This window comes from Billgrantia desiderata, from assembly GCF_900108215.1.
GTDB lineage: Bacteria > Pseudomonadota > Gammaproteobacteria > Pseudomonadales > Halomonadaceae > Halomonas > Halomonas desiderata.
The window spans coordinates 80,084-103,785 of the sequence record NZ_FNVC01000009.1 but is presented as its reverse complement, the minus strand read 5'-3'; the positions used below and the strand labels follow the sequence as shown (position 1 = coordinate 103,785).

Here is a 23,702-nt window from a genome sequence, read left to right as displayed (position 1 = left end):
GCTTACCGCCGCGAGGCTCAGCGGCCCTCGTCGCCCACCGTGACGATGACCCGCACGGCGTCCAGCCGCAGCCGCGTGCCTTCGATGGCGCCGTCGAGTTCGCCACGTTCGCGGCGCAGCGCCTCGAGCTCCGCTTCGCGCACCGCCGGGTTGAGTCGTGCCAGTGCCTCCAGCCGGGCCAGCTCGCCGTCGAGCTCCCGGCGCATGCGGACCTGAGCCGCTTCGACGATGCTCGGCAGCTCGCGCTCGGCCTCCTGCTCGCCCTGTGTCAGCAGTTCGCGCAGCTGGTCGTGGCGGCTGCGAATCAGGTCCCGGGCCATGGCCTTCTTGACCTTCTGCAGGTTCTTGGAAAGCCCGGTGAAGGAAACCTTGTCGCTGAGCACGGCGCCGGACTCGTCGAGCAGCACGCGTACCGCGGTCGGCGGCAGGAAGCGATTGACGTGCAGACGCTTCGGCGCCGGGCAGTAGGTGCGGAACACCAGCTCCGCCATCAGCCTGCCGGCGGGAATCGCCGGGTGCTTGAGCAGGGCGAGCGCGGTGTTGCCCATGGTGCCGTCGAGGATGCGCGCCATCATTTCGCGCAACAGCGGGTGCTCCCAGGAGAGCCGCTGCACGTCGTCGCGGGCCAGGGCGCGAGCGCGCGACAGGGTGGCGGTGAACCCCTCCTCGCCCTTGGCCAGGCCGGGCAGGCCGTCGAGCATCTGCGGGCTGGGCTGCAGGTGCAGCAGGCCGCCGCCGAGCTCCTGGCTGTCGACGCCGAAGATGTCCAGCGCCTGGTCGAGGTAGCGCGACAGCGCCGGGTCATGGTCGAGTTCGCGGATCGCCGTGGCGACCGCCTCGGCCCGATCCGGACGGCAGGCATTGAGTTCCAGCAGACGGTTGCGCCCGGCGTCGCGCTGGGCCAGGCGGTTCTCGAACAGGGCGCGGGTCTCGGCGATGACGTCGTCGAGGGCCTCGTCGTCGAGCAGCGCCTCGGCGAGGGCGTCACCGAAGGCGTCGAACAGCTCGCTGCCGACCCCGTGGGGAGCGTCGAAAGCGTCCATCCCCTCGCGAAACCAGCGCAGCAGACGCGCCCCGGGGCTGGCCTCGAACAGCGGCACGTGGATCTCGATGGCGTGACGCTGGCCGATACGATCGAGCCGGCCGATGCGCTGCTCGAGTTGATCGGGATGTTGGGGCAGGTCGAACATCACCAGATGGCGGCAGAACTGGAAGTTGCGTCCCTCGGAGCCGATCTCGGAACAGACCAGCACCTGGCTGCCCTCCTCCTCGTCGGCGAAGGCGGCCGCCGCACGGTCGCGTTCCACCAGCGTCAGTCCCTCATGGAACACCGGCGCATGAATGCCGCCCAGCACCCGCAGCGCTTCGGCCAGGTCCTGGGCGGTCTCGCGGCTGTGCGCGATCACCAGCACCTTGTCGTTGGCGAAGCCCTGTTCGCCGTCGTCGGCGAGGCGCTCCAGCAGCCAGTTCACCCGTGGGTCGATCTGCCACCACGGCTCGGCGTTGAGCGGATCGTCGGAAAGCGCGCGGTAGGTGGCGTCGGGGTAGATCAGCACGTCGGGATGGTCGAGCCCGGTCTCGATCAGCAGTTCGTCGAGATGGTCCTCGTCGCGCTCGAGCTTGCGCAGTACCCGGCGGTAGGCCGAGGGCAGTGGCAGTTCGGCCAGGTGCAGGTGACGCTCGGGAAAGCCGCCCACATGGCGACGGCTGTTGCGGAACATCACCCGGCCGGTGCCGTGCCGGTCGAGCAACTGCTCGCGCAGCTGGTCTCGTGCGCTCTGCTGTTGCTGCGGGCCGCTCTCGGGGTTGGCCAGGGTGTCGAGCAGGGCCAGGCTGTCATGCTCCTCGATCACCGTGGCCACGACGGCACGGTCGCGTTCGCCGCCGGCCGGCAGGCGTTCCAGGGCGTCGATGGCCTGGGCCACTTCCACGTAGTGCTGCTCCTCTTCGCGAAACGCTTCCAGGCTGTGGTAGCGGTCCGGGTCGAGCAGGCGCAGGCGGGCGAAGTGGCTCTCCAGGCCCATCTGCTCCGGCGTGGCGGTGAGCAGCAGCACCCCCGGCACGCGCTTGGCCAGACGCTCGACGCAGGCGTAGCCGGCGCCGACCTGCTCGGCGCTCCAGTCGAGGTGGTGCGCCTCGTCGACGATCAGCAGGTCCCAGTCGCAGGCGGCCGCCTGTTCCTGGCGCTGGGGGTTGGCGAACAGCCACGCCTGGCTGGCCAGAATCAACTGGCCGGACTCGAAGGGGTTGGCTTCGGCCTGGGCCAGGCTCTGCTGCTCGTCGAGCAGGGTCACCTCGAGGGCGAAGCGGCGCAGCAGTTCCACCAGCCATTGGTGCATGAGGCTCGGCGGCACCAGGATCAGGGCGCGCTCGGCGCGGCCGGTGAGCAGCATGCGGTGCAGGATCAGACCGGCCTCGATGGTCTTGCCCAGGCCCACCTCGTCGGCCAGCAGTACCCGCGGCGCATGGCGCCGGGCCACTTCGTCGGCGATGTAGAGCTGATGGGGAATCAGGTCGATGCGCGGGCCGGCCAGGCCCAGCGCCGGATTCTGCTCGATGCGATGATGGTGGTGCAGGGTACGAAAGCGCAGGTCGAACCAGTCGTTGCGGTCGACCTGGCCGGTGAGCAGGCGATCGCGAGCCTGGTCGAACTGCATGCTGTCGGCCAGACGCGCCTCGGGCAGCTCGCGCAGCTGGCCCTGGTCGTCTTCGCCGATGTAGACGATCAGACCGTCGACTTCCTTGCTGTCGTCGACGGTCAGGCTCCAGCCCTCGGCGGACTGGATGCGGTCGCCGCTGCCGAAGGCCACACGGGTCAGCGGTGCCTGGCGGCTGCTGTAGGTACGGGTTTCCTGGCTGGCGCCGAACAGCACGGTAACGCTACGGTGGTCGCAACTCAGGATGGTGCCCAGGCCCAGGTCGGCCTCGCCGTCGCTGATCCAGCGTTGGCCGGGTGAAAAGTCGCTCATGATGCCTCGGTCGATGCTGAACACGGTGCGCACGCTGCCGCCGCAGCATGGCTTCGGCGGACAGGGCGGGCGATTCTATCGCAAAGCCCGCGCTGGCTTAAGGCTGGTGGAGACGAGCGGGAAATGGTAGGGAGCGGCTGTTACCGGTGGTAATCAGTGGCGTCCCAGCCAGGTATCGAGCTGCGCCCGCGACAGTTCGCCCACGTGGCGCTCCACCGCGCGACCTTCGCGGTCGAACAGCACCGTGGTGGGAAGCCCCGGCGATTCCATGCTGCGGATCATCTGCTGGTTTGGATCGAGCAGCGGATAGCGGAACGCGAGCTCCTGCTCGTCGAGGTAGCGCGCCACCTGGAGCAACTCCTCGCCTTGGTTGATCACCACCGCGGTAACGCCGTCGCGGGTGTCGGCCTCGGCCAGCAGCGGCATTTCGCGCAGGCAGGGCGGGCACCAGGTGGCCCACAGATTGACCACCACCAGCTCGCCCTGAAGCTGCTGCAGGTTGACCGGCTCGCCGTCGAGGTTCTCCAGGGTGATGTCGGGTAGCTCGCGCAGCGGCATGTCACCGCCGAAGGGGGCCAGGGTGACCAGCACCAGCCACAGCGCCGAGGCGCCGACGGTGAGTCCCATGGCGCCGATCATCGACAGCAGCCGGTCGCGCAGTGCCCAGCCGGTCCAGATCAGCGCGGCGAGCAGCCCCCACAGGCCGTGATAGCCGGGCTGCCAGAGCCTCAACACGTCCAGCGGAGCGGCGGCATAGGCGTCGAAGTTCAGCGCCACGTGCCCCAGGCGGGCGCCTACCAGCCAGGCCAGCAGCAGGCCGTTGAACCAGCGCGACCGCGCCGAGGGCGAGAGCCCCAGCAGCAGCCAGGCGGCGAGCAGCAGCAGCAGGGCACAGCCAATGGCATAGAGGCGCGGTACGGATATCAGCACGGGGCCCAGGGCAAAGGCGTCCATTGGCTCGGCTCCAGCATTTAGGGTCGGCGCAAGCGCCATGACCGGGTAAAATCACTCACTTGCATAAAGTAACGCGTCAGGCAGAGCAAGCCTACTGCCCCAGGACGGCGCTGTCACCGGCGGGAGCCTACATGGCACACAAGACCTTCGATACCCTGCGCGCCCTGGCCATCGGTAGCCAGGCGCTGGGCTTCATCCTGATCATCACGCTGGAAACGGTCATGGGGGGCGAGGCCGCCCGGCCCTGGCAGGGAGTGACCCTGGGCGCCATGGTGGCCTTTGCCCTGGCGCTGGCCGTGGCGCGGCTCTATCGGCGCAACAAGGCGCGCAAGGCCATGGCTCGCCGTCTGGCAGAGCACGATGACGAACCCTGATCCGGACGCCAGGCGCCGCACCCGCGGTTGGCTGCTGGTGCTGTGTGGCGTACTGCTCCTGCTGCTGCAAGGTTGTGCCGGCAACGCGGCGGTGCGCGAACATGGCGTACCGTTGACCCCGGCCGAACGCGAGGCCACCTGGCTGGGCCAGTGGGCGCGCCTGAGCGGCTCCGCGCATCCGGGCAAGAGCGGCTTCGCGCTGCTCTCCAGCGGCCAGGATGCCTTCAGCCTGCGCGTGCTGCTCAGCGAGCAGGCCGACCGCAGGCTCGATATCCAGACCTACCTGATGGGCGACGGACAGACCACCCGGGCCTTGCTGCACCGGCTGCTGGGGGCCGCCGAGCGCGGCGTCGAGGTGCGTCTGCTGATCGATGACATCGGTGCGGTGGGCCAGGGTCGGCAGCTGGCCGCGCTCGACAGCCACCCCAACGTCCAGGTGCGCGTCTACAACGCCTTGAGCGTCGGCCGGGGCACGCTGACAGGTCGTGTGCTGGCCTCGGCGCCCCAGGCGGCGCGTCAGCATCGGCGCATGCACAACAAGCTGTGGATCGCCGACGACGCGCTGGCCATCGTCGGCGGTCGCAACCTGGGCGACGAGTACTACAGCGCCAGTGAACCGCGCAATTTCACCGACCTCGACCTGTTGGCCCTGGGGCCGGTGGTGGACGCGTTGTCGCAAAGCTTCCATCTGTACTGGAACCACGGCCTGGCGCAGCCCATCGGCCGCTATCACCAGGTCGATGAGGGCGCCTGGCAAGCGTTGCTGGCGTCGCTCGCCGAGTGGTTCGAAACCAGTATCGACTCGCCCTATTTCGCCGACCTGCGCCAGCGCTATGCCGACATCGAGCAGGGGCCGCTGGTCGGCAAGCTGCACTGGGGCGAGGGAGTGGCGCTGTGGGACCCGCCGGGCAAGCCCGCCTGGCGGGGGCGACCGGCCTTCGGGCGCACCATGGCCGGCGCGCTGCTCGACCAGGTGGGGGAGCCGAGCGAGCGGCTGACCCTCGTGTCCGCCTACTTCGTGCCCGGCAGACAGGGAACCCGGCTGCTGACGGAACTGGCCGAGGCCGGCGTGGAGGTCGAGATATTCACCAATGCCCTGGAGGCTACCGATGTACCGGTGGTGCACGGTGCCTACCAGGCCAGGCGGGAGGCATTGCTCGATAGCGGGGTCGCACTCTATGAGATGCGTGCCGAGCACGAGCCGGATGCGGATATCGGCTTCAGTGTGGGGTCTTCGGCCTCTGCCCTGCACATCAAGGCGCTGGGCATCGACGCCGATCGTGTCTTCGTGGGGTCGCCCAACGCCGACCCGCGCTCGGTGTGGTGGAATACCGAGGTGGGCGTACTGGTGACCAGTCAGGGCCTGGCCAACGAGTTTCAGCGCCTGACCGAGATCGGCAAGTCGCCGGCGCTCAGCTACCGGGTCGGGCGTACGCCGTCGGGGCGGCTCTACTGGCAGGCCCTCGTGCAGGGAGAGTCGGTCGAACTGCTGCGCGAGCCCGGCAGCCTGTGGCGGCATGGTGGGGCCGGGGTGAGTCGGCTGCTGCGGCTCGAACCGCTGCTGTAACGCGCGGCGGCATCACTCCTGGGTGTCGGCGATGCCCACCCGGTTGCGCCCCGAGCGTTTGGCGCGATACAGCGCGCTGTCGGCGCGTGCCAGTATCGCCTCGGGGTCGTCGCCCCGGCGATATTCCGCGATTCCCAGGCTGATGGTCACGGCCAGGCCGTGCAAGCGGGTCTCTGCCACCTGCTGGCGCAGCCGCTCGGCGAAGATGGAGGCCCCCTGCGCCGTGGTGTCCTGCAGCAGGATGGCGAACTCCTCGCCGCCCCAGCGGGCGAGCAGATCGGTGCTGCGCAGGGTCTGGCCGACCAGGGTGGCCAGACGCTTGAGGATGATGTCGCCCGTGTCGTGACCGTGCTGGTCGTTGATCGACTTGAAGTGGTCGATGTCGAACAGCAGCAGCGAGAAGGTGTTGTCGCTGCGCTCGGCCTGACGCACCGCCTTGCGCATGGCGACATCGAAGGCGCGGCGGTTTTGGGTGCCGGTCAGGTGGTCGCGGGTGGCCTGCTGCTCCAGCTCCTCTTCCAGGCGCTTGCGTTCGGCGATGTTGTGGAAGACGGCAATGAAGTGGCGGATCCTGCCGCTGTCGTCGTAGACGGCAGTGATCGCCTGCCACAGCGGATAGATGTCGCCGTACTTGTTGCGATTCCAGATCTCGCCCTGCCAGTGGCCGGTTTCCAGCACCGCCTGCCACAGCTGAGCGTAGAAGTGCTTGTCGTGGCGACCCGACTTGAACAGTCGAGGGGTCTCGCCTATCACCTCTTCCGGCAGGTAGCCGGTAATGTCGGTGAAGGCCTGGTTGACCCGTTCGATGCGCATCTCCGGATCGGTGATCAGCGTGGCCTGGCCGGTCTGGAACACGCTGGCGAGCAGTCGCAGCTCCTCCTCCTGGCGCTTGCGCTCGGTGATGTCCTCCTTCACCGCCACGAAACGTACGATCCGGCCGCTGTCGTCGCGTACCGGGGTGATGGTCTCGGCTTCCCAGTAGAGCTCACCGCTTTTCTTGCGGTTCTGCAGCTCGCCGCGCCACACCCGGCCGCTGCGCAGGGTCTGCCACAGCTCGCGGTAGACGTGGTCGGGAGTCATGCCCGACTGGATCATAGCCGGCGTCTTGCCGATCAGCTCCTCGCGCGAGTAGCCGGTCACTTCGAGAAAGCGTCGGTTGACGTACTCGATGCGCCCCTCGGTGTCGGTGATCGCCGTCGCTGCCGGGCTCTGTTCCACGGCAATGTAAAGCTGATAGAACTTGACCCGCAGCGTGTCGAGATCGACGTCGGGCCAGTAAGGGTGGAACATGGCGCGCTCGCTTTCGCTGCCGCCATGCACTGCTTCATGCTCGCCGTTCTTCACGAGCACCTCCGTGCGAGTAGAACTTGTTCTAGCGCAAGTCTCTTATGGTTTTGCTTGTATTCCCTGGCTTGTAACGTTCGTCCAACGGGCGTCTGGCGACCCGGTCGCGCAGCATAGCGCCTTTTTACGGTGCATTCACGTCGATGTTGACCCGCTCGAAAGGCGTTGAGGCGGCGAGACGAAAAAAGGCCTCGCAATCGCTTGCAAGGCCTTCGTAATTCTTTGGTCGGAGTAGCAGGATTCGAACCTACGACCTCTGCCTCCCGAAGGCAGCGCTCTACCAAGCTGAGCTATACTCCGTTACTTCTATTGCTTCCTTTTCGAGCCGCTTTCGGGCGATGCTCGACGTCGGCTCCGGGGGCCGACGGATGGGCATTATACGCAAAAGCCATGGCCTTGCAAGCCCCGCTGCGGCGCCTTCAGTGCTGGCGCTCCACCGCGAGCCGGGCCAGGTCGGCCATACTGTCGCGGTAGCGGCTGGGGGGCAGGAAATCGAGCTGCTCCAGCGCCTTGGCCGACATCTCTTCTGCGCGTGCCCGTGTGTAGTCCAGCGCGCCGGTATCGCGCACGATGGCCAGCACCTCGTCGAGCCGTTCGAGACCGCCCTGGCGAATGGCCTGGCGGATCGTCCTGGCCTGGTCCGGGGTGCCGGCAGCCATGGCCTGGATCAGTGGCAGGGTCGGCTTGCCCTCGGCCAGGTCGTCGCCCACGTTCTTGCCCATCGCCTTGGCGTCGCCCTGGTAGTCGAGCAGGTCGTCGACGAGCTGGAACGCCAGCCCCAGGTAGCGGCCATAAAGCTGCAGCGCCGCTTCCTGCTGCGGGTCGGCTTCGGCCAGCACTGCGCCGCTGTGGGTGGCGGCCTCGAACAGCATGGCGGTCTTGCCCTGGATGGTCTCGAAGTAGACGGTTTCATCGACGTCCGGATTGCCCACGTTGGTCAGCTGCTGCACCTCACCCTCGGCAATGATGCAGGTGGCGCCGGAAAGTATGCCCATGATCTTGAGCGAGCCGATCTCGACCATCATCTGGAAGGAGCGGGAATAGAGGTAGTCGCCTACCAGCACGGAGGGGGCGTTGCCCCAGGCGTCGTTGGCGGTGGCGCGGCCACGGCGCATGTGCGATTCGTCGACCACGTCGTCGTGCAGCAGGGTCGAGGTGTGCATGAATTCGATCAGCGTGGCCAGCGAGATGTGCTTGTCGCCCTGATAGCCCAGGGCGCGGGCGGCAAGCAGCACCAGCAGCGGACGCAGCCGCTTGCCGCCGCTGGCGATGATGTACTGACCGATGGTCTCGACCAGCGGCACCCGCGATGCCAGCTGCTCCTTGATGGTGCGGTTGACCGCGGCAAAGTCGTCGGCGACTGCCGCATGCAGTGACGAAGAGGCGGTGTTGCTGTCAGACGAACGGGGTGAGGCGTTGGCTGGCATGAGGCAGTGTCATCGGGCTGTTGGGCCGGCATGCCGGACATGGCAGTGGCCTTGGGCTGCGGCTCATGCTATGGCCCACCCATGTGGGCGTCAAGCTACGCCGCGGTGCGTGCCTGCGGCGATGCCTCGGTCGGCGTGAGCAGTGCTTGAACGCCCTGCGGGGCGCGGTTATAATGCGCGGCCCACTCATCATGCTCCCTGTCAGATGGCTGCCGAAAGGGGCGCCACTCGAAGCAGGCCGACGAAGAGCCAACCCCGATGAGTTCTGGAGAGAGACACATGTACGCTGTTATCAAGAGCGGTGGCAAGCAGTACCGCGTTCAGGAAGGCCAAACCCTCAAGCTCGAGAAGCTGGAAATCCCCACCGGCGAAACCATCGAGTTCGATGAGGTGCTGCTGGTTGCCAACGGCGACGACGTGACCGTCGGCGCTCCGCTGGTCGCGGGCGCCAAGGTGGCTGCCGAGATCGTTTCCCACGGCCGTGGCGAGAAGATCCGCATCATCAAGTTCCGTCGTCGCAAGCATCACATGAAGCGTCAGGGCCACCGTCAGTGGTTCACTGAAGTCAAGATCACCGGGATTTCCGCCTAAGCGGCTTCCCCTTAACGAGCGAGGACTTTGCAATGGCTCATAAGAAGGCAGCCGGCTCTACCCGTAACGGCCGCGATTCAGAATCCAAACGCCTTGGTGTCAAGCTGTTCGGCGGTCAGGCCGTCACCGCTGGCAACATCATCGTGCGTCAGCGCGGCACCCGCTTCCACGCCGGTACCGGCGTCGGCGTCGGCCGCGACCACACCCTGTTCGCCCTGAGCGACGGTGTGATCAAGTTCGAGACCAAGGGTCCGAAGAACCGCAAGTTCGTCAGCGTCGTCTCTGCCTGAGAACGCACGAACCGGTAGATGGAAGGCCCCGCTCAGGCGGGGCCTTCTTGTATCATGACGGTAGATACCGTCGGGAGAGTCACAATGCAGTTCGTCGACGAAGCCTCGATCATCGTGGAAGCGGGCAGGGGAGGTAACGGCTGCCTGAGCTTTCGCCGCGAGAAATACGTGCCCAAGGGTGGTCCCGATGGCGGCGACGGCGGGCATGGCGGCAGCGTCTACCTGGTGGGCGACGATGCCCTCAATACGCTGATCGACTTCAAGTACCAGCGCTTCTATCAGGCCGAGAGCGGTCGCCCCGGCCAGGGGCGCCAGATGAGCGGTCGCGCCGGCAGCGACCTGGTGGTCAAGGTGCCGGTGGGCACCACCGTGATCGACGAGGACACCCTCGAGGTGATCGCCGACATCACCGAGATCGGCCAGCAGGTGCTGGTGGCCCAGGGCGGTCGCCGCGGGCTCGGCAACATTCATTTCAAGTCGTCGACCAACCGGGCGCCGCGCAAGACCACGCCGGGTACCGACGGCGAGCGGCGCAACCTGCGCCTGGAGATGAAGGTGATGGCCGACGTCGGCCTGCTGGGCATGCCCAATGCCGGCAAGTCGACCCTGATCCGCTCGGTTTCCGCAGCCAAGCCCAAGGTGGCCGACTACCCCTTCACGACGCTGGTGCCCAACCTCGGCGTGGTCAAGCTGGGCATGCACGAGCACTTCGTGATGGCCGACGTGCCGGGGCTGATCGAGGGTGCCTCGGACGGTGCCGGGCTGGGGCTGCGTTTCCTCAAGCACCTGACCCGTACCCGCCTGCTCTTCCACGTGGTCGACGTGGCGCCGTTCGACGAGTCCGACCCGGTCGAGGTGGCCCGGGCCATCGCACACGAACTCGAGCAGTTCTCGCCGACCCTGGCCGAGCGTCCGCGCTGGCTGGTACTCAACAAGCTCGACCTGGTGCCCGCCGAGGAGCGCGAGGTGCGGGTGGCTGCCATCGTCGAGGGGCTGGGCTGGACGGGCCCCGTGTTCCGCATCTCGGCGATCAGCGGCGAGGGCACCGATGCCCTGGTGCAGGCGGCGCATCGCTGGCTCACCGAGCAGCGCCGGCTGGAGAACGAAGACGAGGAGGCCGCCGAGCGCGAGCGCGAGATGCGCGAGCGCATGGAGGCCGAGGCGGTGGCGCGCACCGAGGCGCGTCTGGGTCGCCGGCGCAAGCGCCGCGATCAGGACGACGATGACGATGACTTCGACGATGATGATTACGATGTCGAGGTCGAATACGCCCCCTAGGTGGAACACTGGCTGCGCTCGGCCATACGTCGTTAAACCTTGGCTCAAGATGCTCATTTGCAACAGCAAACTCCGCTCTTTCGCCAAGGTTTGCCTAGTCTGGCCATCGCTCGCGCAGTGTCTCAAGGTTGGGGAATCGCAGCAGCCTTGTTGGAGAGTGAACAGGTGAGCAACGAGCGGGTTCCGGGTCGCGATGCGCTGCGTGGCGCTCGCCGGGTGGTGGTGAAGATCGGCAGTGCGCTGCTGACCAACGATGGGCGCGGCCTCGACGAGGCGGCGATCGGCGGCTGGGTCGACCAGATCGCTGCGCTGCATCGTCAGGGGCTCGAGGTGGTGCTGGTGTCGTCGGGCGCCGTGGCGGCCGGCATGGTGCGGCTGGGCTGGCAGGCCCGACCTTCGGCGGTGCATGAGCTGCAGGCCGCCGCCGCGGTGGGCCAGAACGGCCTGACTCAGTGCTACGAGCACCACTTTGCACGCCATGGGCTGCTCACTGCCCAGGTGCTGCTGACCCACGACGACCTCTCCAATCGCAAGCGCTACCTCAACGCGCGCTCGGCGCTGCGCACCCTGGTCGACCTGCGCGTGATCCCGGTGATCAACGAGAACGATACCGTGGTCACCGACGAGATCCGCTTCGGCGACAACGACACCCTGGGCGCGCTGGTGGCCAACCTGCTCGAGGCCGAGGCGCTGGTGATCCTCACCGACCAGGAGGGGTTGTTCGACGCCGATCCGCGCCACAATCCCGAGGCCTCTCTCATCAGCGAAGGGCGGGCCGACGACCCGGCGCTGGCCGCCATGGCCGGCGGCGGCGGTGCGCTGGGGCGCGGCGGGATGACCACCAAGATCCAGGCGGCTCGCCTGGCGGCGCGCTCCGGTACCGTCACGGTGATCGCCAGCGGGCGTCAGCCCGATGTGCTGACCCGGCTGGCCGAAGGGGAGCCGCTGGGCACGCTGCTGCGTCCGGAAGAGGCCCCCATGGCGGCGCGCAAGCGCTGGCTGGCCGGGCAACTGCAGGTGCGCGGCAGCCTCACGCTGGACGCCGGGGCGGTGAAGGTGCTGCGTGGCAGTGGCTCGAGCCTGCTGGCGGTGGGGGTCAAGGCGCTGTCGGGCGACTTCGTGCGTGGCGACATGGTGCTGTGCGTCGACGAACAGGGCCAGCGTATCGCCAAGGGGCTGGTCAACTACGGTGCCGACGAGGCGCGCCGCATTCTCGGTCAGCCGAGCCATCAGATCGAGGCGATTCTCGGCTACATGGAAGCGCCGGAGCTGATCCATCGCGACAACCTGGTGGTGCTGTGACGCAGTGTTTGCGCGGCCTGTAGCATGACGCCGCGCACCTGTGGTAGTATGCGCCATCCTCTCAGACACGGCCCGTCGACAACCTTCGCGTTGGCGAGATGGCCAGGCCGGCAGGAAAGCGAAATTTCCAAGCCGGACAAATCGTTATCGATGCCGCCCCAGACCGGGCGGCGTCAAAGTTTTCCAGGAGATAGTCAGTGGCAAACAGCAAGCAAGCCCGCAAGCGTGCCCGTCAGGCGGAAGGCCGTCGTGTTCTGAAGGCGAGCCAGCGCGCCATGGTGCGTACCTATGTGAAGCGCGTCATCAAGGCCATCAACGGCGGCGACCACGCCACCGCCATGGCCGAGTTCCAGAAGGCGCAGCCGGTCATCGACCGCATCGCCGACAAGGACGTGCTCTCCAAGAAGAAGGCTGCGCGCCTGAAGAGCCGCCTGAACAAGCGAATTAAGGCGCTGGCTGCGTAAAGCCGGTCGCCTGGAGACGTCGCGAACCCATGCCCTCGGGCCACGTTGGCGACGCTCGTGAAAAACCGGCTGCGGCCGGTTTTTTTGTGCCTGTGCATTTGCCAAGGCTGAATGGTCGAGGATGGGAGCGGTGACGGAACCCGAGAAGTTGCCCGATTCAGCAAAGTCGAGCGCGCCCCTGGTGGCCGAGGACGACCGCGCCGTGGCGCCCAAGGCCGGTGGGCTGATGCGCTCCGGCCTGGTGGTGGGTGCCATGACCATGCTGTCGCGGGTCATGGGACTGGCGCGCGACGTGGTGGTGGCGACCCTGTTCGGCGCCGGCAACGGCGCCGACGCCTTCTTCGTGGCGTTCAAGATTCCCAATTTCATGCGCCGCCTGTTTGCCGAGGGCGCCTTCAACCAGGCCTTCGTGCCGGTGCTCTCCGAGTATGCCACCCGCGGCAGCAAGCGCGAGGTGCGCGAGCTGCTCGACGCCGTGGCCGGCAGCCTCACGGCGGTGCTGGCGTTGATCACCGCCCTGGCCATGCTCGCCGCGCCCTGGCTGGTGTGGGTTTTCGCTCCCGGCTTCGGCCGCGACCCGGCCAAGCTGGCGCTCACCGCCGACATGCTGCGGCTGACTTTTCCCTATCTGCTGCTGGTCTCGCTCACTGCCTTCGCCGGCAGCGTGCTCAACACCTGGAACCGTTTTGCCGTGCCGGCCTTCACGCCGGTGCTGCTCAATCTTTCGCTGATCGGGGCCGCCGTGCTGCTCACGCCCTTGATGAGCGAGCCGGCCATGGCGCTGGCCTGGGGCGTGCTGATCGCCGGCGTTGCTCAGCTCGCCTTCCAGGTGCCGTTCCTTGCCCGCCTGGGGCTGATGCCGCGGCCCTGGCCCAACTTCGCCCACAGCGGGGTGAAACGCATCCTGATATTGATGGCGCCGGCGCTGTTCGGCGTCTCGGTGTCGCAGATCAACCTGCTGCTGGACACCGTGCTGGCCTCGCTGCTCACTCCCGGCAGCGTTTCCTGGCTCTACTACTCCGACCGTCTGGTGGAGCTGCCGCTGGGGGTGTTCGGCATCGCCATCGGCACGGTGATCCTGCCGGCGCTCTCCAAGCGTCATGCCGAGCAGTCGGGCGAGCATTTCGCCGCGATGCTCGACTGGGCGGTGCGCGCCGTGCTGCTGCTGGGCCTGCCGGCGGCGCTGGCCCTGGCGATCCTGGCCGAGCCGCTGCTGATCTCGCTGTTCCACTACGGCGCCATGACCGAGCACGACATCGTCATGGCGGCCATGAGTCTGCGCGCCTATGCCTTCGGCCTGGTCGCCTTCATGCTGATCAAGGTGCTGGCACCGGGCTTCTTCGCCCGCCAGAACACCAAGACCCCGGTCAAGGTCGGCATCATCGCCATGGTCGCCAACATGGTGTTCAACCTGATCCTGATCTGGCCGCTGGCCCACGCCGGCCTGGCCCTGGCCACGGCGCTGTCGGCCTTCCTCAACGCCGGTCTGCTGGGCTGGCTGCTGCACAAGCAGGGCGTGCTGGTGTTCCAGCCGGGCTGGGGGCGCTATGCCGTGCAACTGGTGGGCGGCTGCGTGGTGATGAGCGTGGGCCTGGCCTGGCTGGCGCCGGAGTGGCAGCAGTGGCTCGAGTGGGGTGTGTCGGCGCGGGTGCAGTGGCTGGCCTTGTTGGTAGTGGTCGGCGCGGCGATCTACTTCGCCTGGCTGGCCGCCCTGGGCGTCAGGCCGCGGCATTTTCGTATGCGCGGGTAGGGCACCCCTCGGTGGGGGAGCCGGAAGCCTCGTGAAGCGGATCGCCGGCTGTCAAGGGAACTGGGGTTCGCTATAATCTTCCCCTTTGTTCGTTTTTCAACCAGAAGGCTTAGCGAAGACTGAATGGAAGTCATTCGAGGACTGCACAATCTGCGCGAGGAGCATCGCGGCTGCGTGGCCACCATCGGCAATTTCGATGGCGTGCACCGCGGCCACCAGGCGATTCTCGACCAGTGCCGGGAGCAGGCCTCGAAGCTGCGCCTGCCGGTCACGGTGGTGGTGTTCGAGCCCCAGCCGCGGGAGTTCTTCGCCGGCGACCAGGCGCCGCCACGGTTGACCCGCCTGCGCGAGAAGGTGCGTCTGCTGGGCGAGAGCGGGGTCGATTACGTGCTTTGCCTGCCGTTCAACGAGCGCCTGCGCAGCCTCACTGCGGTGGAATTCATCGACCGCGTGCTGGTCGAAGGACTGGGAGTACGCCACCTGGTGGTGGGCGACGACTTCCGCTTCGGCTGCGATCGCAGCGGCGATTTCAGCCTGCTGGCCGAAGAGGGCGAGCGGCGCGGTCGCGTAGGTTTCAGCGTCGAGCACACGCGCACCTTCGCGCTGGACGACGAGCGGGTTTCCAGCACCCGGGTGCGCACCCTGCTGGCCAGCGGCAACTTCGCCCAGGCGGCACGCATGCTGGGCCGCCCCTATCGCCTCGGCGGTCGCGTGGTCGCCGATCAGCAACTGGGGCGTACCATCGGCGTACCCACCGCCAACCTGCCGCTGCCGCGGCTGCCCCTGGCGCTGCGCGGCGTCTATGCGGTGGTGGTCGAGCTGCCCGGCGGGCACCGTTGCCCCGGCGTGGCCAACATCGGCTGGCGTCCCACGGTGGGCAGCGACCGACCGGTGCTGGAGGTACACCTGTTCGACTTCGACGGCGACCTCTACGGACAGCGGCTCACGGTGTTTCCCTGCGCCAGGTTGCGCGGCGAGGTGAAATTCGACGATTTCGCTGCCCTCAAGCAGCAGATCGCGGCCGACCAGGCCCGCGCCCGGCGCTATTTTTCCGATGAGTGCCAGGGGGCCAGGGAGCTTGGCCTGACAGACGACTCACTTCCATTGGCTTCGGCGCCGCTGGCGCGCGAGACCGTGAATTTCGAATCCTCGGCGGGACGTTCCGCCGACCACGACGACGGCTGACTCCCAGGATATGAGCGACTACAAGCACACACTGAACCTGCCCGAAACCGACTTCCCCATGCGCGGCAACCTGCCTCAGCGCGAGCCCGGTCGGGTGTCGCAGTGGCAGGACATGAAGCTCTACCAGCGCCTGCGTGAAGAGCGCCGCGGTCGCGAGACCTTCGTGCTGCACGACGGCCCTCCCTACGCCAACGGCAGCATCCACATCGGTCACGCCGTCAACAAGATCCTCAAGGACATCATCGTCAAGTCGAAGAACCTGGCCGGCTTCGATGCCCCCTACGTGCCCGGCTGGGACTGCCACGGCCTGCCCATCGAGCACAAGGTGGAGACCACCCACGGCAAGCACCTCGAGCCCGAACAGGCGCGGGCCCTGTGTCGCGAGTACGCCGCTTCGCAGATCCAGACCCAGCTCGCCGACTTCGTGCGCCTGGGCGTGATCGGCGATTGGGACCACCCCTACCGCACGATGGACTACGCCAACGAGGCGGGCGAGATCCGCGCCCTGGCCGACATGGTCGCCGCCGGCTACGTGTTCAAGGGGCTCAAGCCGGTCAACTGGTGCTTCGACTGCGGCTCGGCGCTGGCCGAGGCCGAGGTGGAGTACCAGGACAAGAAGTCCGATGCCATCGACGTGGCCTTCCCGGCCGCCGACGAGGGCAAGCTGGCGGCCGCCTTCGGCCTGGCGTCGCTGCCCAAGCCCGCCGCCATCGTGATCTGGACCACCACGCCCTGGACCGTGCCGGCCAACCAGGCGCTCAACGTGCATCCCGAGTTCAGCTACGCCCTGGTCGATACCGGCGAACGCCTGCTGGTGCTGGCCGAAGAGCTGGTGGAGTCGTGCCTGGAGCGCTACGAACTCAAGGGCGAGGTGATCGCCACCGCCAAGGGCGCGGCGCTCGACCTGATCGAGTTCCGTCATCCGTTCTACGACCGCCTCTCGCCGGTCTATCTGGCCGACTACGTCGAGTCCGAGGTGGGCAGCACCGGTATCGTCCACTCGGCACCGGCCTACGGCGTCGACGACTTCGTCACCTGCCGCGCCCACGGCATGGCGTTCGAGGAGATCAAGAGCCCGGTACAGGGCAACGGTGTCTACGCCGACGACCTGCCGTTCTTCGGCGGCCAGCTGATCTGGAAGGCCAATCCGCAGATCGTCGACAAGCTGCGTGAGGTCGGCGCCCTGCTGGCGCACAAGGTCATCACCCACAGCTACATGCACTGCTGGCGCCACAAGACCCCGGTGATCTATCGCGCCACGGCGCAGTGGTTCGTGGGCATGGACCTCCAAGGGAAAGATGGGCGCACCCTGCGCGAGCGGGCGCTGGAGGGCATCGAGGCGACCCAGTTCACCCCGGCCTGGGGCCAGGCGCGGCTGCACGCCATGATCGCCAACCGTCCCGACTGGTGCATCTCGCGCCAGCGCAACTGGGGCGTGCCGATCCCGTTCTTCCTGCACAAGGCCACCGGCGAGCTGCACCCGCGCACCGTCGAGCTGATGGAAGAGGCCGCCAAGCGCGTCGAGCGCGAGGGCATCGACGCCTGGTTCCGTCTCGACCCGGTCGAGCTGCTGGGCGACGAGGCGGCACAGTACGAGAAAGTCACCGACACTCTCGACGTGTGGTTCGACTCCGGCACCACCCACCGCCACGTGCTGCGCGGCTCGCATCCCCACGGCCATGAGGCCGGCCCCCGCGCCGACCTCTACCTGGAGGGCTCCGACCAGCACCGCGGCTGGTTCCACTCCTCGCTGCTGACCGGCTGCGCCATCGACGGCCACCCGCCGTACCGCGGCCTGCTGACTCATGGCTTCACCGTGGACGCCCAGGGCCGCAAGATGTCCAAGTCGATGGGCAACGTGGTGGCGCCGCAGGAGGTGATGGACAAGCTGGGCGCCGATATCCTGCGCCTGTGGGTCGCCTCCACCGACTATTCGGGCGAGATGGCGGTCTCCGACGAGATCCTCAAGCGCACCGCCGACGTCTACCGGCGCATCCGCAACACCGCGCGCTTCCTGCTGGCCAACCTCAACGGCTTCGATCCGGCCCGCGACAGCGTGGCCTTCGGCGACATGCTGGCACTGGACCAGTGGGTGGTGGACCGTGCTGCCCAGCTCCAGGCGCGCATCGAGAAGGCCTATGAGGAGTATCGCTTCCTCGACGTCTACCAGCAGGTGCATACCTTCTGTTCGCGGGAGCTCGGTGGCTTCTACCTCGACGTGATCAAGGACCGCCAGTACACCACTCAGGCCGACTCACTGGCCCGGCGCAGCTGTCAGACCGCGCTTTACCATGTGGTCCAGGCGCTGTCGCGCTGGGTGGCGCCGATTCTCAGCTTCACCGCCGAGGAGATCTACGAGAACATCCCCGGCGCCAAGGGCGACAGCGTGCTGCTGGAGACCTACTACGACGGCCTCGCTACCCTGGCCCCGGACGCCGAGATGGGACGTGAGTTCTGGGAGCAGGTGCTCGAGGTCAAGCAGGCGGTCAACAAGTGCCTGGAGGATGCGCGTAACGCCAAGGTGATCAAGGGCAGTCTGGCCGCCGAGGTGACCCTGTTCGTCGACGAGACGCTCGGCTCGACCCTGGCCAAGCTGGGCGAGGAGCTTCGCTTCGTGATGCTCACCAGCGAAGTGCGGCTGGCGCCGCTGGCCGAGGGCCAGAATGTGGAAGATGCCGAGGCCACCGAACTGGCGGGCCTGAAGGTGGCGGTGGCCGCCAGCCCGCACCAGAAGTGCGAGCGCTGCTGGCACCATCGCGAGGACGTGGGCAGCCACGCCGAGCACGAAGACCTGTGCGGCCGCTGTATCAGCAATTTACCGGAGGGGCCGGGTGAGACTCGCCACTATGCGTAACAAGCAGGATGACAGCGGCACTTCGGTGCCGCCGATGAGCAAGCCGCTGCGCTGGCTGTGGCTGGCCGCCGCCGTGGTCGTGCTGGACCTCGGCACCAAGGCACTGATGTCCAGCGTGCTGAGCTACGGCCAGCCGGTGGAGGTGCTGCCGTTCTTCAACCTCACGCTGCTGCACAACACCGGGGCGGCGTTCAGCTTCCTGGCCGGCCATCCCGGCTGGCAGCGCTGGTTCTTCGCCATCATCGCGGTGGGCGCCACGGTGGGCCTGACGATCTGGATGAGCCGGCTCAAGGCCGACGAGAAGCTGCTCGGCGCCTCGCTGGCGCTGATCATCGGCGGTGCCCTGGGCAACCTCTACGATCGCCTGGTGCACGGCTACGTGGTCGATTTTCTCTCCTTCCACGTGGCCGGCTGGTACTACCCGGCCTTCAACGTGGCGGACATCGGCATCACCCTTGGGGCCATCGGCCTGATCTGGGAATCCGTCTTCGAGGGCCGCAAGCAGGCCCGGCGGCGCGGCTGAGCCCAACTGCTATGCTGCTTGGCAAGCCCCGACCAAACGTGCACGAGCGAACGCGTACGACCGACTGAGCGAGAGCAACGATGAGCGAATTTCGCATCGACGAGGGCATGGAAGTGACGCTGCACTTCACCCTCAAGCTGGAGGACGGCACCGTGGTCGACTCCACCCGTGACAAGCAGCCGGCCACCTTCCAGGTGGGCGACGGCAACCTGCCGCCGGGGTTCGAACGCCCACTGAAAGGATTGGTAGGGGGCGAGAGCGGCAGCTTCGAGATTGCTCCCGAGCATGGTTTCGGTCAGCGCAATCCGCAGAACGTGCAGATGCTCAGCCGCGACGACTTCGAGGAGATCGAGCCCGAGGTGGGCACGGTGATGTCGTTTGCCGACCCCGCCGGCGGTGAACTGCCCGGCGTGATCATCGCTGCCGACGAGCGCAACGTGGAAGTGGACTTCAACCATCCGCTGGCCGGGCGTACCCTGACCTTCGAGGTCGAAGTGTTGGATGTCAGGCCCGCGCAGACACACTGATCGTTAGCTCGAGGATCGACTGCCGGAAGGGCTCCGAGACAGCCCTGACTTGAATACATTTTCGGATGCCCCCGACGCATCAAGGCGACGTAACCATGCAAGCTAATCCCGTGCGAATCCGACTGGCCAATCCCCGCGGCTTCTGTGCCGGCGTCGATCGCGCCATCGAGATCGTCAATCGTGCGCTGGACGTCTTCGGCCCGCCCATCTACGTACGCCACGAGGTGGTGCACAACCGCTTCGTGGTCGACACCCTGCGCGAACGCGGCGCCGTCTTCGTCGAGGAGCTCGACGAGGTGCCCGACGACGTCATCGTGATCTTCTCCGCCCACGGCGTTTCCCGGGCGGTGCAGGAGGATGCCGAGCGGCGCGGTCTCAAGGTGTTCGACGCCACCTGCCCGCTGGTCACCAAGGTGCACATGGAGGTGCTGCGCTACGCCAAGCGGGGCCAGGAGTGCATTCTGATCGGTCATGCCGGGCATCCCGAAGTCGAAGGCACCATGGGGCGCTACGATACCGCCCACGGCGGGGCCATCTACCTGGTTGAGGACGAGGAAGACGTCGCGCGCCTCGAGGTGAAGGACCCCGCGCGGCTTGCCTTCGTCACCCAGACCACGCTCTCCATGGACGACACCGCGCGGGTGATCGACGCCCTGCGCGCCAAGTTTCCCGAGATTCAGGGGCCGCGCAAGGACGACATCTGCTACGCCACCCAGAACCGGCAGGATGCGGTGCGCGAGCTTGCCGCCGGCTGCGAGCTGCTGCTGGTGGTGGGCAGCCCCAACAGCTCCAACTCAAACCGCCTGCGCGAGCTGGCCGAGCGGGTCGGCACGCCGGCCTATCTGATCGACGACGCCAGCCAGATCGACCCGGCCTGGCTGCAGGGCGTCAACGCCATCGGTATCACCGCCGGGGCCAGCGCGCCGGAAGTGCTGGTCAAGGGCGTGATCGAGCGGCTGCAGGGAATGGGGGCTCAAGCGCCGGAAGAACTGGCCGGCCGTGAGGAAACCATCACCTTCTCGATGCCGCGCGAGCTGCGTGAGCGCGTGATCGCCAGCGATTCACTATCCTGAGCAGGCGCGATGCAAGGATCTCAACCCCGGCACATGAGCTGGCTCATGCTGCACGAGGCGACCTAGCCGGGCTTGGCCCGGCTTTTTTCATGACACGCCTAGCAGGTGGCGTTGTCATGATACATACTGAAACCAAGTGTAACCGAACGCGGAGGAGCGCCGAGTGACTTGCTACGCCAGCCACGCTCGACGGCATGTCCCGCTCAGGGCGCAGCGCGGCTTCACCCTGATCGAACTGATGATCGCGGTGGCCGTGATTGCCATTCTGGCCTCGATTGCGGTGCCCAGCTATCGGGGCTATGTCGAAAGGGCGAGAGTCAGCGACGGTCAAACGGGACTGATGCAAGCTGCCTCCGAAATGGAGCGGTGTTATACCGTGTCGAATACCTACCCTGCCAGCGGGTGCTTACAGACGACCGAGTCTCCTGATGGGGTTTACGGCACGATAGAGCTTACTGTTAATGGTTCGTCTTACCGACTTGAAGCCAAAAGCCCGACACGGAATGTTAGGGCCGGCTGTGAAACTTTATGGGTAGAAAGCAATGGGACTCGTGGGCCGGGTGCGTGTTGGGGACAGTGAGGCCAAGACTCAATTTGGTTTCACGCTGATTGAGCTGTTGGTAACAATCGCGGTGATAGCCATCGTCGCGACGATTGCCGTACCGGGCTTCCAGGGCATGATGGCCAGCAATCGCCTTGCCAGCGATTACAACGAGATTTTATCAGGGCTCAATCTTGCCAGAAGTGAGGCGATAAAGCGGCGTGAAAGCGTTGAGTTTGAAATTACGTCTCCGACACCGTGGGCTTACGAAATATCGGTTGGCTCAGATACGTTGAGAATAAGAAGTGGCACAGGCGGAACATTATCTGTATCTGGCTCTACAAGTATCGTTTTCAATAGCCTGGGGAGGGCGCCTAGTTGCAGCGGCGGATGCACCATAACTCTCACGCATGCTGCTGGAAGTCGCGACATCCTGGTCAATTCCTTTGGCCGCATCGGGCGAGGCTGAAGCCGTGAGGACTAGAACGCAGCAGACCGGTTTCACTCTTGTCGAGGCACTTATCGCCTTGCTGGTATTGTCTATCGGCCTGTTGGGGGTGGCGGCGATGCAGCTCAGAGCCTTGCAGAGTGCCCATATGGGCTATCAGCGGGCGGTGGTGAGCCTGGCCGCCATCGACGCTCAAGAACGGGCATGGGCGGGACTGGCAAGCAACGGTGCCTGTCCGGCAGCTGGCGACATTCAGGGGGACTGGTTGGGTCAATGGTTCGGCACGGGGCGAGTTCTGCTCAACGACGGAAGCAGCCTCACCAACGGCTCCTCGGCCTGTGAATACACCGTGTCGCTAGAGTGGCTGGAGGAACGCTACTCCATCGGCGAAAGCGGGGATGCCTTCGTTTACCAGTTCCGGTTGCCAGAACTATGACCAGAACCCTGAAACGGCCAATAGCCGCTGGTAAAAGGGAGGCGCGTCGTCAGACGGGCTTCACCCTGGTCGAGCTGATGGTGGCGCTGGTGATCGGGCTGATCATCATCCTGGGGGCCGGGCAGCTGTTTCTCATGGGCTTCCAGACCTTTCGCCAGATCGAGCTGCTGAGCAACAAGCAGGCAGCACTGACCTTTGCCACGGAAACGTTGATTCGCGATATTCGCAGGGCGGATGACACCCTTTATGATCCCAGCAGCAACGAACTGACGGTCCGGTTTCCTAACAATGGCGATATGGCAAGCTGTAGTGGAACGGTGGTTCGCGTCTACCGCCTCAGTCAGGCGGCAATCAGTGCCAACGAAGGCTGGTCCCTCAATATGGGGCAGGATTGCGAGAGCGCCCCGTCCAATGCTGCATTCGAGCCGTTGGTGACCTCCTTCAACGAAGACGGCTTCTTTGCCGAAGAGATCGATGATGGCGTCTGGGAGATCAGCTTCCAACTGATGGCGGGGCGGAATGGCGAGACGGATTCGTTCACGTTCAACGCCGTCAATCGAAACCAGGCCATAGAATAAAAAAATGCCTGCACGGGCGCGGGGGAAGTATGAAAAAGCAACGAGGTGCAGCACTGGTGGTGGTTCTCTCGCTGCTGGCGATGTCGCTCATGCTGGGAATTTCCGGCATGCAGTCGTCGCAGATCGATGAGCGCCTTGCTGGTAACTATCGGTCAAGCTCTCTGGCGATGATGGCTGCGGAGTATGGCGCATCAACGGCTTTGCAAAGTGAGAATCGTTTCAGCGCGCCAGTTTGCGGCGTTGAGTCAGTGGTAACTGCCACGCTAAGTGCTCATGTCCAATACCAATATACAATATGCCAAATGGGGTCTGGTAATCTTTTTCGCCTTATAAGTGATGGATATACGCTGGCTGGTCAAGATATCATTTCAGAAAGAAATGTTGAAGTTTTTTACCATAAGTTGGGCGGCTTGCTAAGCTTGTCACCGATTACTTTGCCAGGGCATATAAATTCTTTCGATTCACCTAATTCAAATTCCTTTGGAGTAGAAGGGGAAACGGTTTTAGGTGTCACCAGTCCTGCCATTTCCACAGCAGGTTACAAAGGTTTTATAGAAGATAATATTAGCAAGAATAGAATATCTAATTATAAAGGTGGTATATCTGATGAGATTGGAGTGGATCTTCTTAAAGACGCTAATGAATTTCATCGGTTTATGAGTGCTTTGTGGGGGGTGGCCGTTAAAGAGAGTCGAGTTTTTTCTCCTGGCGATACAATAGACTTTGGAGCTAAGACCGGAGAGGTTGAGGATGCCAGGTTAACTTTCGTTAATGGAGATTTTACATCTTCTGGAAACTTCTCTGGAAGCGGTGTTCTTGTTGTTAACGGTGATGTTGATTTTTCGGGCACTCCTTCCTTTGATGGGATTATTATTGTGTTGGGGGGCTATAAGGTTAGTGGTGGTGGGGGAGGTCAAGGGGAGTTTAATGGTTCGATATTGATCTCTCCTTATTCAAAAGTAAACTCCTCTAATGGAGAGGTGTTTTACGATAATATAAGCAATGTTAATGGGGCATTTGAAGTCGGTGAGGGGGAGTATTCTTTTTCTCAACCAGGTGCTAATATTTCTTTTTCTGGTGGCGGCAATGCGCTCTATAACTACGATTTTAGGTCAATTGATAATGCTTGTTTGGTGATGGGGGGCGCTTGCGATTTTTTCAATGAAGCTCAGGGAGTTGTTTCTGAGATTAAAGTTCTCTCGTGGGGCGGTGGTTTTTAACTATGCC

At 65.2% G+C, this 23,702-nt stretch carries 22 protein-coding genes and 1 tRNA gene; 18 read left to right on the top strand and 5 right to left on the bottom strand.

Going from position 1 to position 23,702, the window contains the following annotated elements; all coding sequences use genetic code 11:
• Window positions 1-17 precede the first annotated feature (17 nt).
• Entirely contained in the window at window positions 18-2,969 is a 2,952-nt protein-coding gene (gene rapA, locus C4S71_RS10450) for an RNA polymerase-associated protein RapA (protein ID WP_103969111.1), read from the bottom strand.
• 153 nt (window positions 2,970-3,122) lie between these two features.
• Window positions 3,123-3,923 carry a TlpA family protein disulfide reductase gene (locus C4S71_RS10445; protein ID WP_103969096.1) on the bottom strand — a complete coding sequence of 267 codons (801 nt, stop codon included), beginning with the start codon at window positions 3,921-3,923 and terminating at the stop codon, window positions 3,123-3,125.
• A 131-nt stretch (window positions 3,924-4,054) separates the two neighbouring features.
• Between C4S71_RS10445 and C4S71_RS10440 the strand changes: the two genes are divergently transcribed.
• Both C4S71_RS10440 and C4S71_RS10435 read left to right on the top strand, forming a co-directional pair.
• Window positions 4,055-4,297, top strand: coding sequence for a hypothetical protein (locus tag C4S71_RS10440; protein ID WP_086508017.1), 243 nt, complete (start codon window positions 4,055-4,057; stop codon window positions 4,295-4,297).
• Window positions 4,284-5,864, top strand: coding sequence for a phospholipase D family protein (locus tag C4S71_RS10435; protein ID WP_234278197.1), 1,581 nt, complete (start codon window positions 4,284-4,286; stop codon window positions 5,862-5,864). Before C4S71_RS10440 ends, C4S71_RS10435 begins: the two co-directional genes overlap by 14 nt.
• Before the next feature lie 12 nt (window positions 5,865-5,876).
• On the opposite strand, the gene C4S71_RS10430 is transcribed toward C4S71_RS10435, so the two are convergent.
• The 3 genes from C4S71_RS10430 to ispB all read right to left on the bottom strand — a co-directional run bounded on the left by C4S71_RS10430 (window position 5,877) and on the right by ispB (window position 8,635).
• Complete coding sequence (locus C4S71_RS10430) at window positions 5,877-7,208, bottom strand: sensor domain-containing diguanylate cyclase (RefSeq protein WP_086508018.1); 1,332 nt, start codon at window positions 7,206-7,208, stop codon at window positions 5,877-5,879.
• Window positions 7,209-7,431: 223 nt separating this feature from the next.
• Window positions 7,432-7,508: transfer RNA gene (locus C4S71_RS10425), tRNA-Pro, on the bottom strand.
• A gap of 119 nt (window positions 7,509-7,627) precedes the next feature.
• On the bottom strand, window positions 7,628-8,635 hold the full coding sequence (gene ispB, locus C4S71_RS10420) for an octaprenyl diphosphate synthase (protein ID WP_103969095.1): 1,008 nt from the start codon (window positions 8,633-8,635) through the stop codon (window positions 7,628-7,630).
• Between the two features lie 279 nt (window positions 8,636-8,914).
• Here ispB and rplU point away from each other — a divergent pair, with 279 nt between their 5' ends.
• From rplU to C4S71_RS10340, 16 genes are all read left to right on the top strand, one after another.
• A complete protein-coding gene (rplU, locus tag C4S71_RS10415) occupies window positions 8,915-9,226 on the top strand; it encodes a 50S ribosomal protein L21 (RefSeq protein WP_086508020.1) in 312 nt (103 codons plus the stop codon).
• A gap of 32 nt (window positions 9,227-9,258) precedes the next feature.
• Window positions 9,259-9,516 (top strand): 50S ribosomal protein L27, encoded by a 258-nt coding sequence (gene rpmA / locus C4S71_RS10410; protein WP_086508021.1) that lies wholly within the window; start codon window positions 9,259-9,261, stop codon window positions 9,514-9,516.
• 84 nt (window positions 9,517-9,600) lie between these two features.
• Window positions 9,601-10,794, top strand: coding sequence for an Obg family GTPase CgtA (gene cgtA, locus C4S71_RS10405; RefSeq protein ID WP_103969094.1), 1,194 nt, complete (start codon window positions 9,601-9,603; stop codon window positions 10,792-10,794).
• Window positions 10,795-10,959: 165 nt separating this feature from the next.
• A complete protein-coding gene (gene proB, locus C4S71_RS10400; RefSeq protein WP_103969093.1) occupies window positions 10,960-12,096 on the top strand; it encodes a glutamate 5-kinase in 1,137 nt (378 codons plus the stop codon).
• A gap of 197 nt (window positions 12,097-12,293) precedes the next feature.
• Window positions 12,294-12,560, top strand: a complete 267-nt coding sequence (gene rpsT, locus C4S71_RS10395; RefSeq protein WP_086508024.1) for a 30S ribosomal protein S20 — start codon at window positions 12,294-12,296, stop codon at window positions 12,558-12,560.
• Between the two features lie 226 nt (window positions 12,561-12,786).
• Window positions 12,787-14,310 carry a murein biosynthesis integral membrane protein MurJ gene (gene murJ, locus C4S71_RS10390; protein WP_086508060.1) on the top strand — a complete coding sequence of 508 codons (1,524 nt, stop codon included), beginning with the start codon at window positions 12,787-12,789 and terminating at the stop codon, window positions 14,308-14,310.
• 123 nt (window positions 14,311-14,433) lie between these two features.
• Entirely contained in the window at window positions 14,434-15,495 is a 1,062-nt protein-coding gene (gene ribF / locus C4S71_RS10385; protein ID WP_103969092.1) for a bifunctional riboflavin kinase/FAD synthetase, read from the top strand.
• Between the two features lie 10 nt (window positions 15,496-15,505).
• Window positions 15,506-18,349: an isoleucine--tRNA ligase gene (gene ileS / locus C4S71_RS10380; RefSeq protein WP_103969091.1), complete on the top strand. Its 2,844-nt coding sequence runs from the start codon at window positions 15,506-15,508 to the stop codon at window positions 18,347-18,349.
• Entirely contained in the window at window positions 18,342-18,872 is a 531-nt protein-coding gene (lspA, locus tag C4S71_RS10375; RefSeq protein WP_103969090.1) for a signal peptidase II, read from the top strand. Before ileS ends, lspA begins: the two co-directional genes overlap by 8 nt.
• Window positions 18,873-18,952: 80 nt before the next feature.
• Entirely contained in the window at window positions 18,953-19,399 is a 447-nt protein-coding gene (gene fkpB / locus C4S71_RS10370) for an FKBP-type peptidyl-prolyl cis-trans isomerase (protein ID WP_086508028.1), read from the top strand.
• Between the two features lie 95 nt (window positions 19,400-19,494).
• A complete protein-coding gene (gene ispH, locus C4S71_RS10365) occupies window positions 19,495-20,472 on the top strand; it encodes a 4-hydroxy-3-methylbut-2-enyl diphosphate reductase (RefSeq protein WP_103969089.1) in 978 nt (325 codons plus the stop codon).
• 238 nt (window positions 20,473-20,710) lie between these two features.
• Entirely contained in the window at window positions 20,711-21,052 is a 342-nt protein-coding gene (locus C4S71_RS10360; RefSeq protein WP_234278220.1) for a type IV pilin protein, read from the top strand.
• Window positions 21,015-21,482 (top strand): GspH/FimT family pseudopilin, encoded by a 468-nt coding sequence (locus tag C4S71_RS10355; RefSeq protein WP_086508031.1) that lies wholly within the window; start codon window positions 21,015-21,017, stop codon window positions 21,480-21,482. Before C4S71_RS10360 ends, C4S71_RS10355 begins: the two co-directional genes overlap by 38 nt.
• On the top strand, window positions 21,424-21,897 hold the full coding sequence (locus tag C4S71_RS10350) for a type IV pilus modification PilV family protein (protein WP_086508032.1): 474 nt from the start codon (window positions 21,424-21,426) through the stop codon (window positions 21,895-21,897). Before C4S71_RS10355 ends, C4S71_RS10350 begins: the two co-directional genes overlap by 59 nt.
• A complete protein-coding gene (locus tag C4S71_RS10345) occupies window positions 21,894-22,475 on the top strand; it encodes a PilW family protein (RefSeq protein ID WP_086508033.1) in 582 nt (193 codons plus the stop codon). The genes C4S71_RS10350 and C4S71_RS10345 overlap by 4 nt, the downstream gene beginning before the upstream one ends.
• 29 nt (window positions 22,476-22,504) lie before the next feature.
• Window positions 22,505-23,695 carry a pilus assembly PilX family protein gene (locus tag C4S71_RS10340; protein WP_086508034.1) on the top strand — a complete coding sequence of 397 codons (1,191 nt, stop codon included), beginning with the start codon at window positions 22,505-22,507 and terminating at the stop codon, window positions 23,693-23,695.
• The last annotated feature ends 7 nt before the right edge of the window (window positions 23,696-23,702 follow it).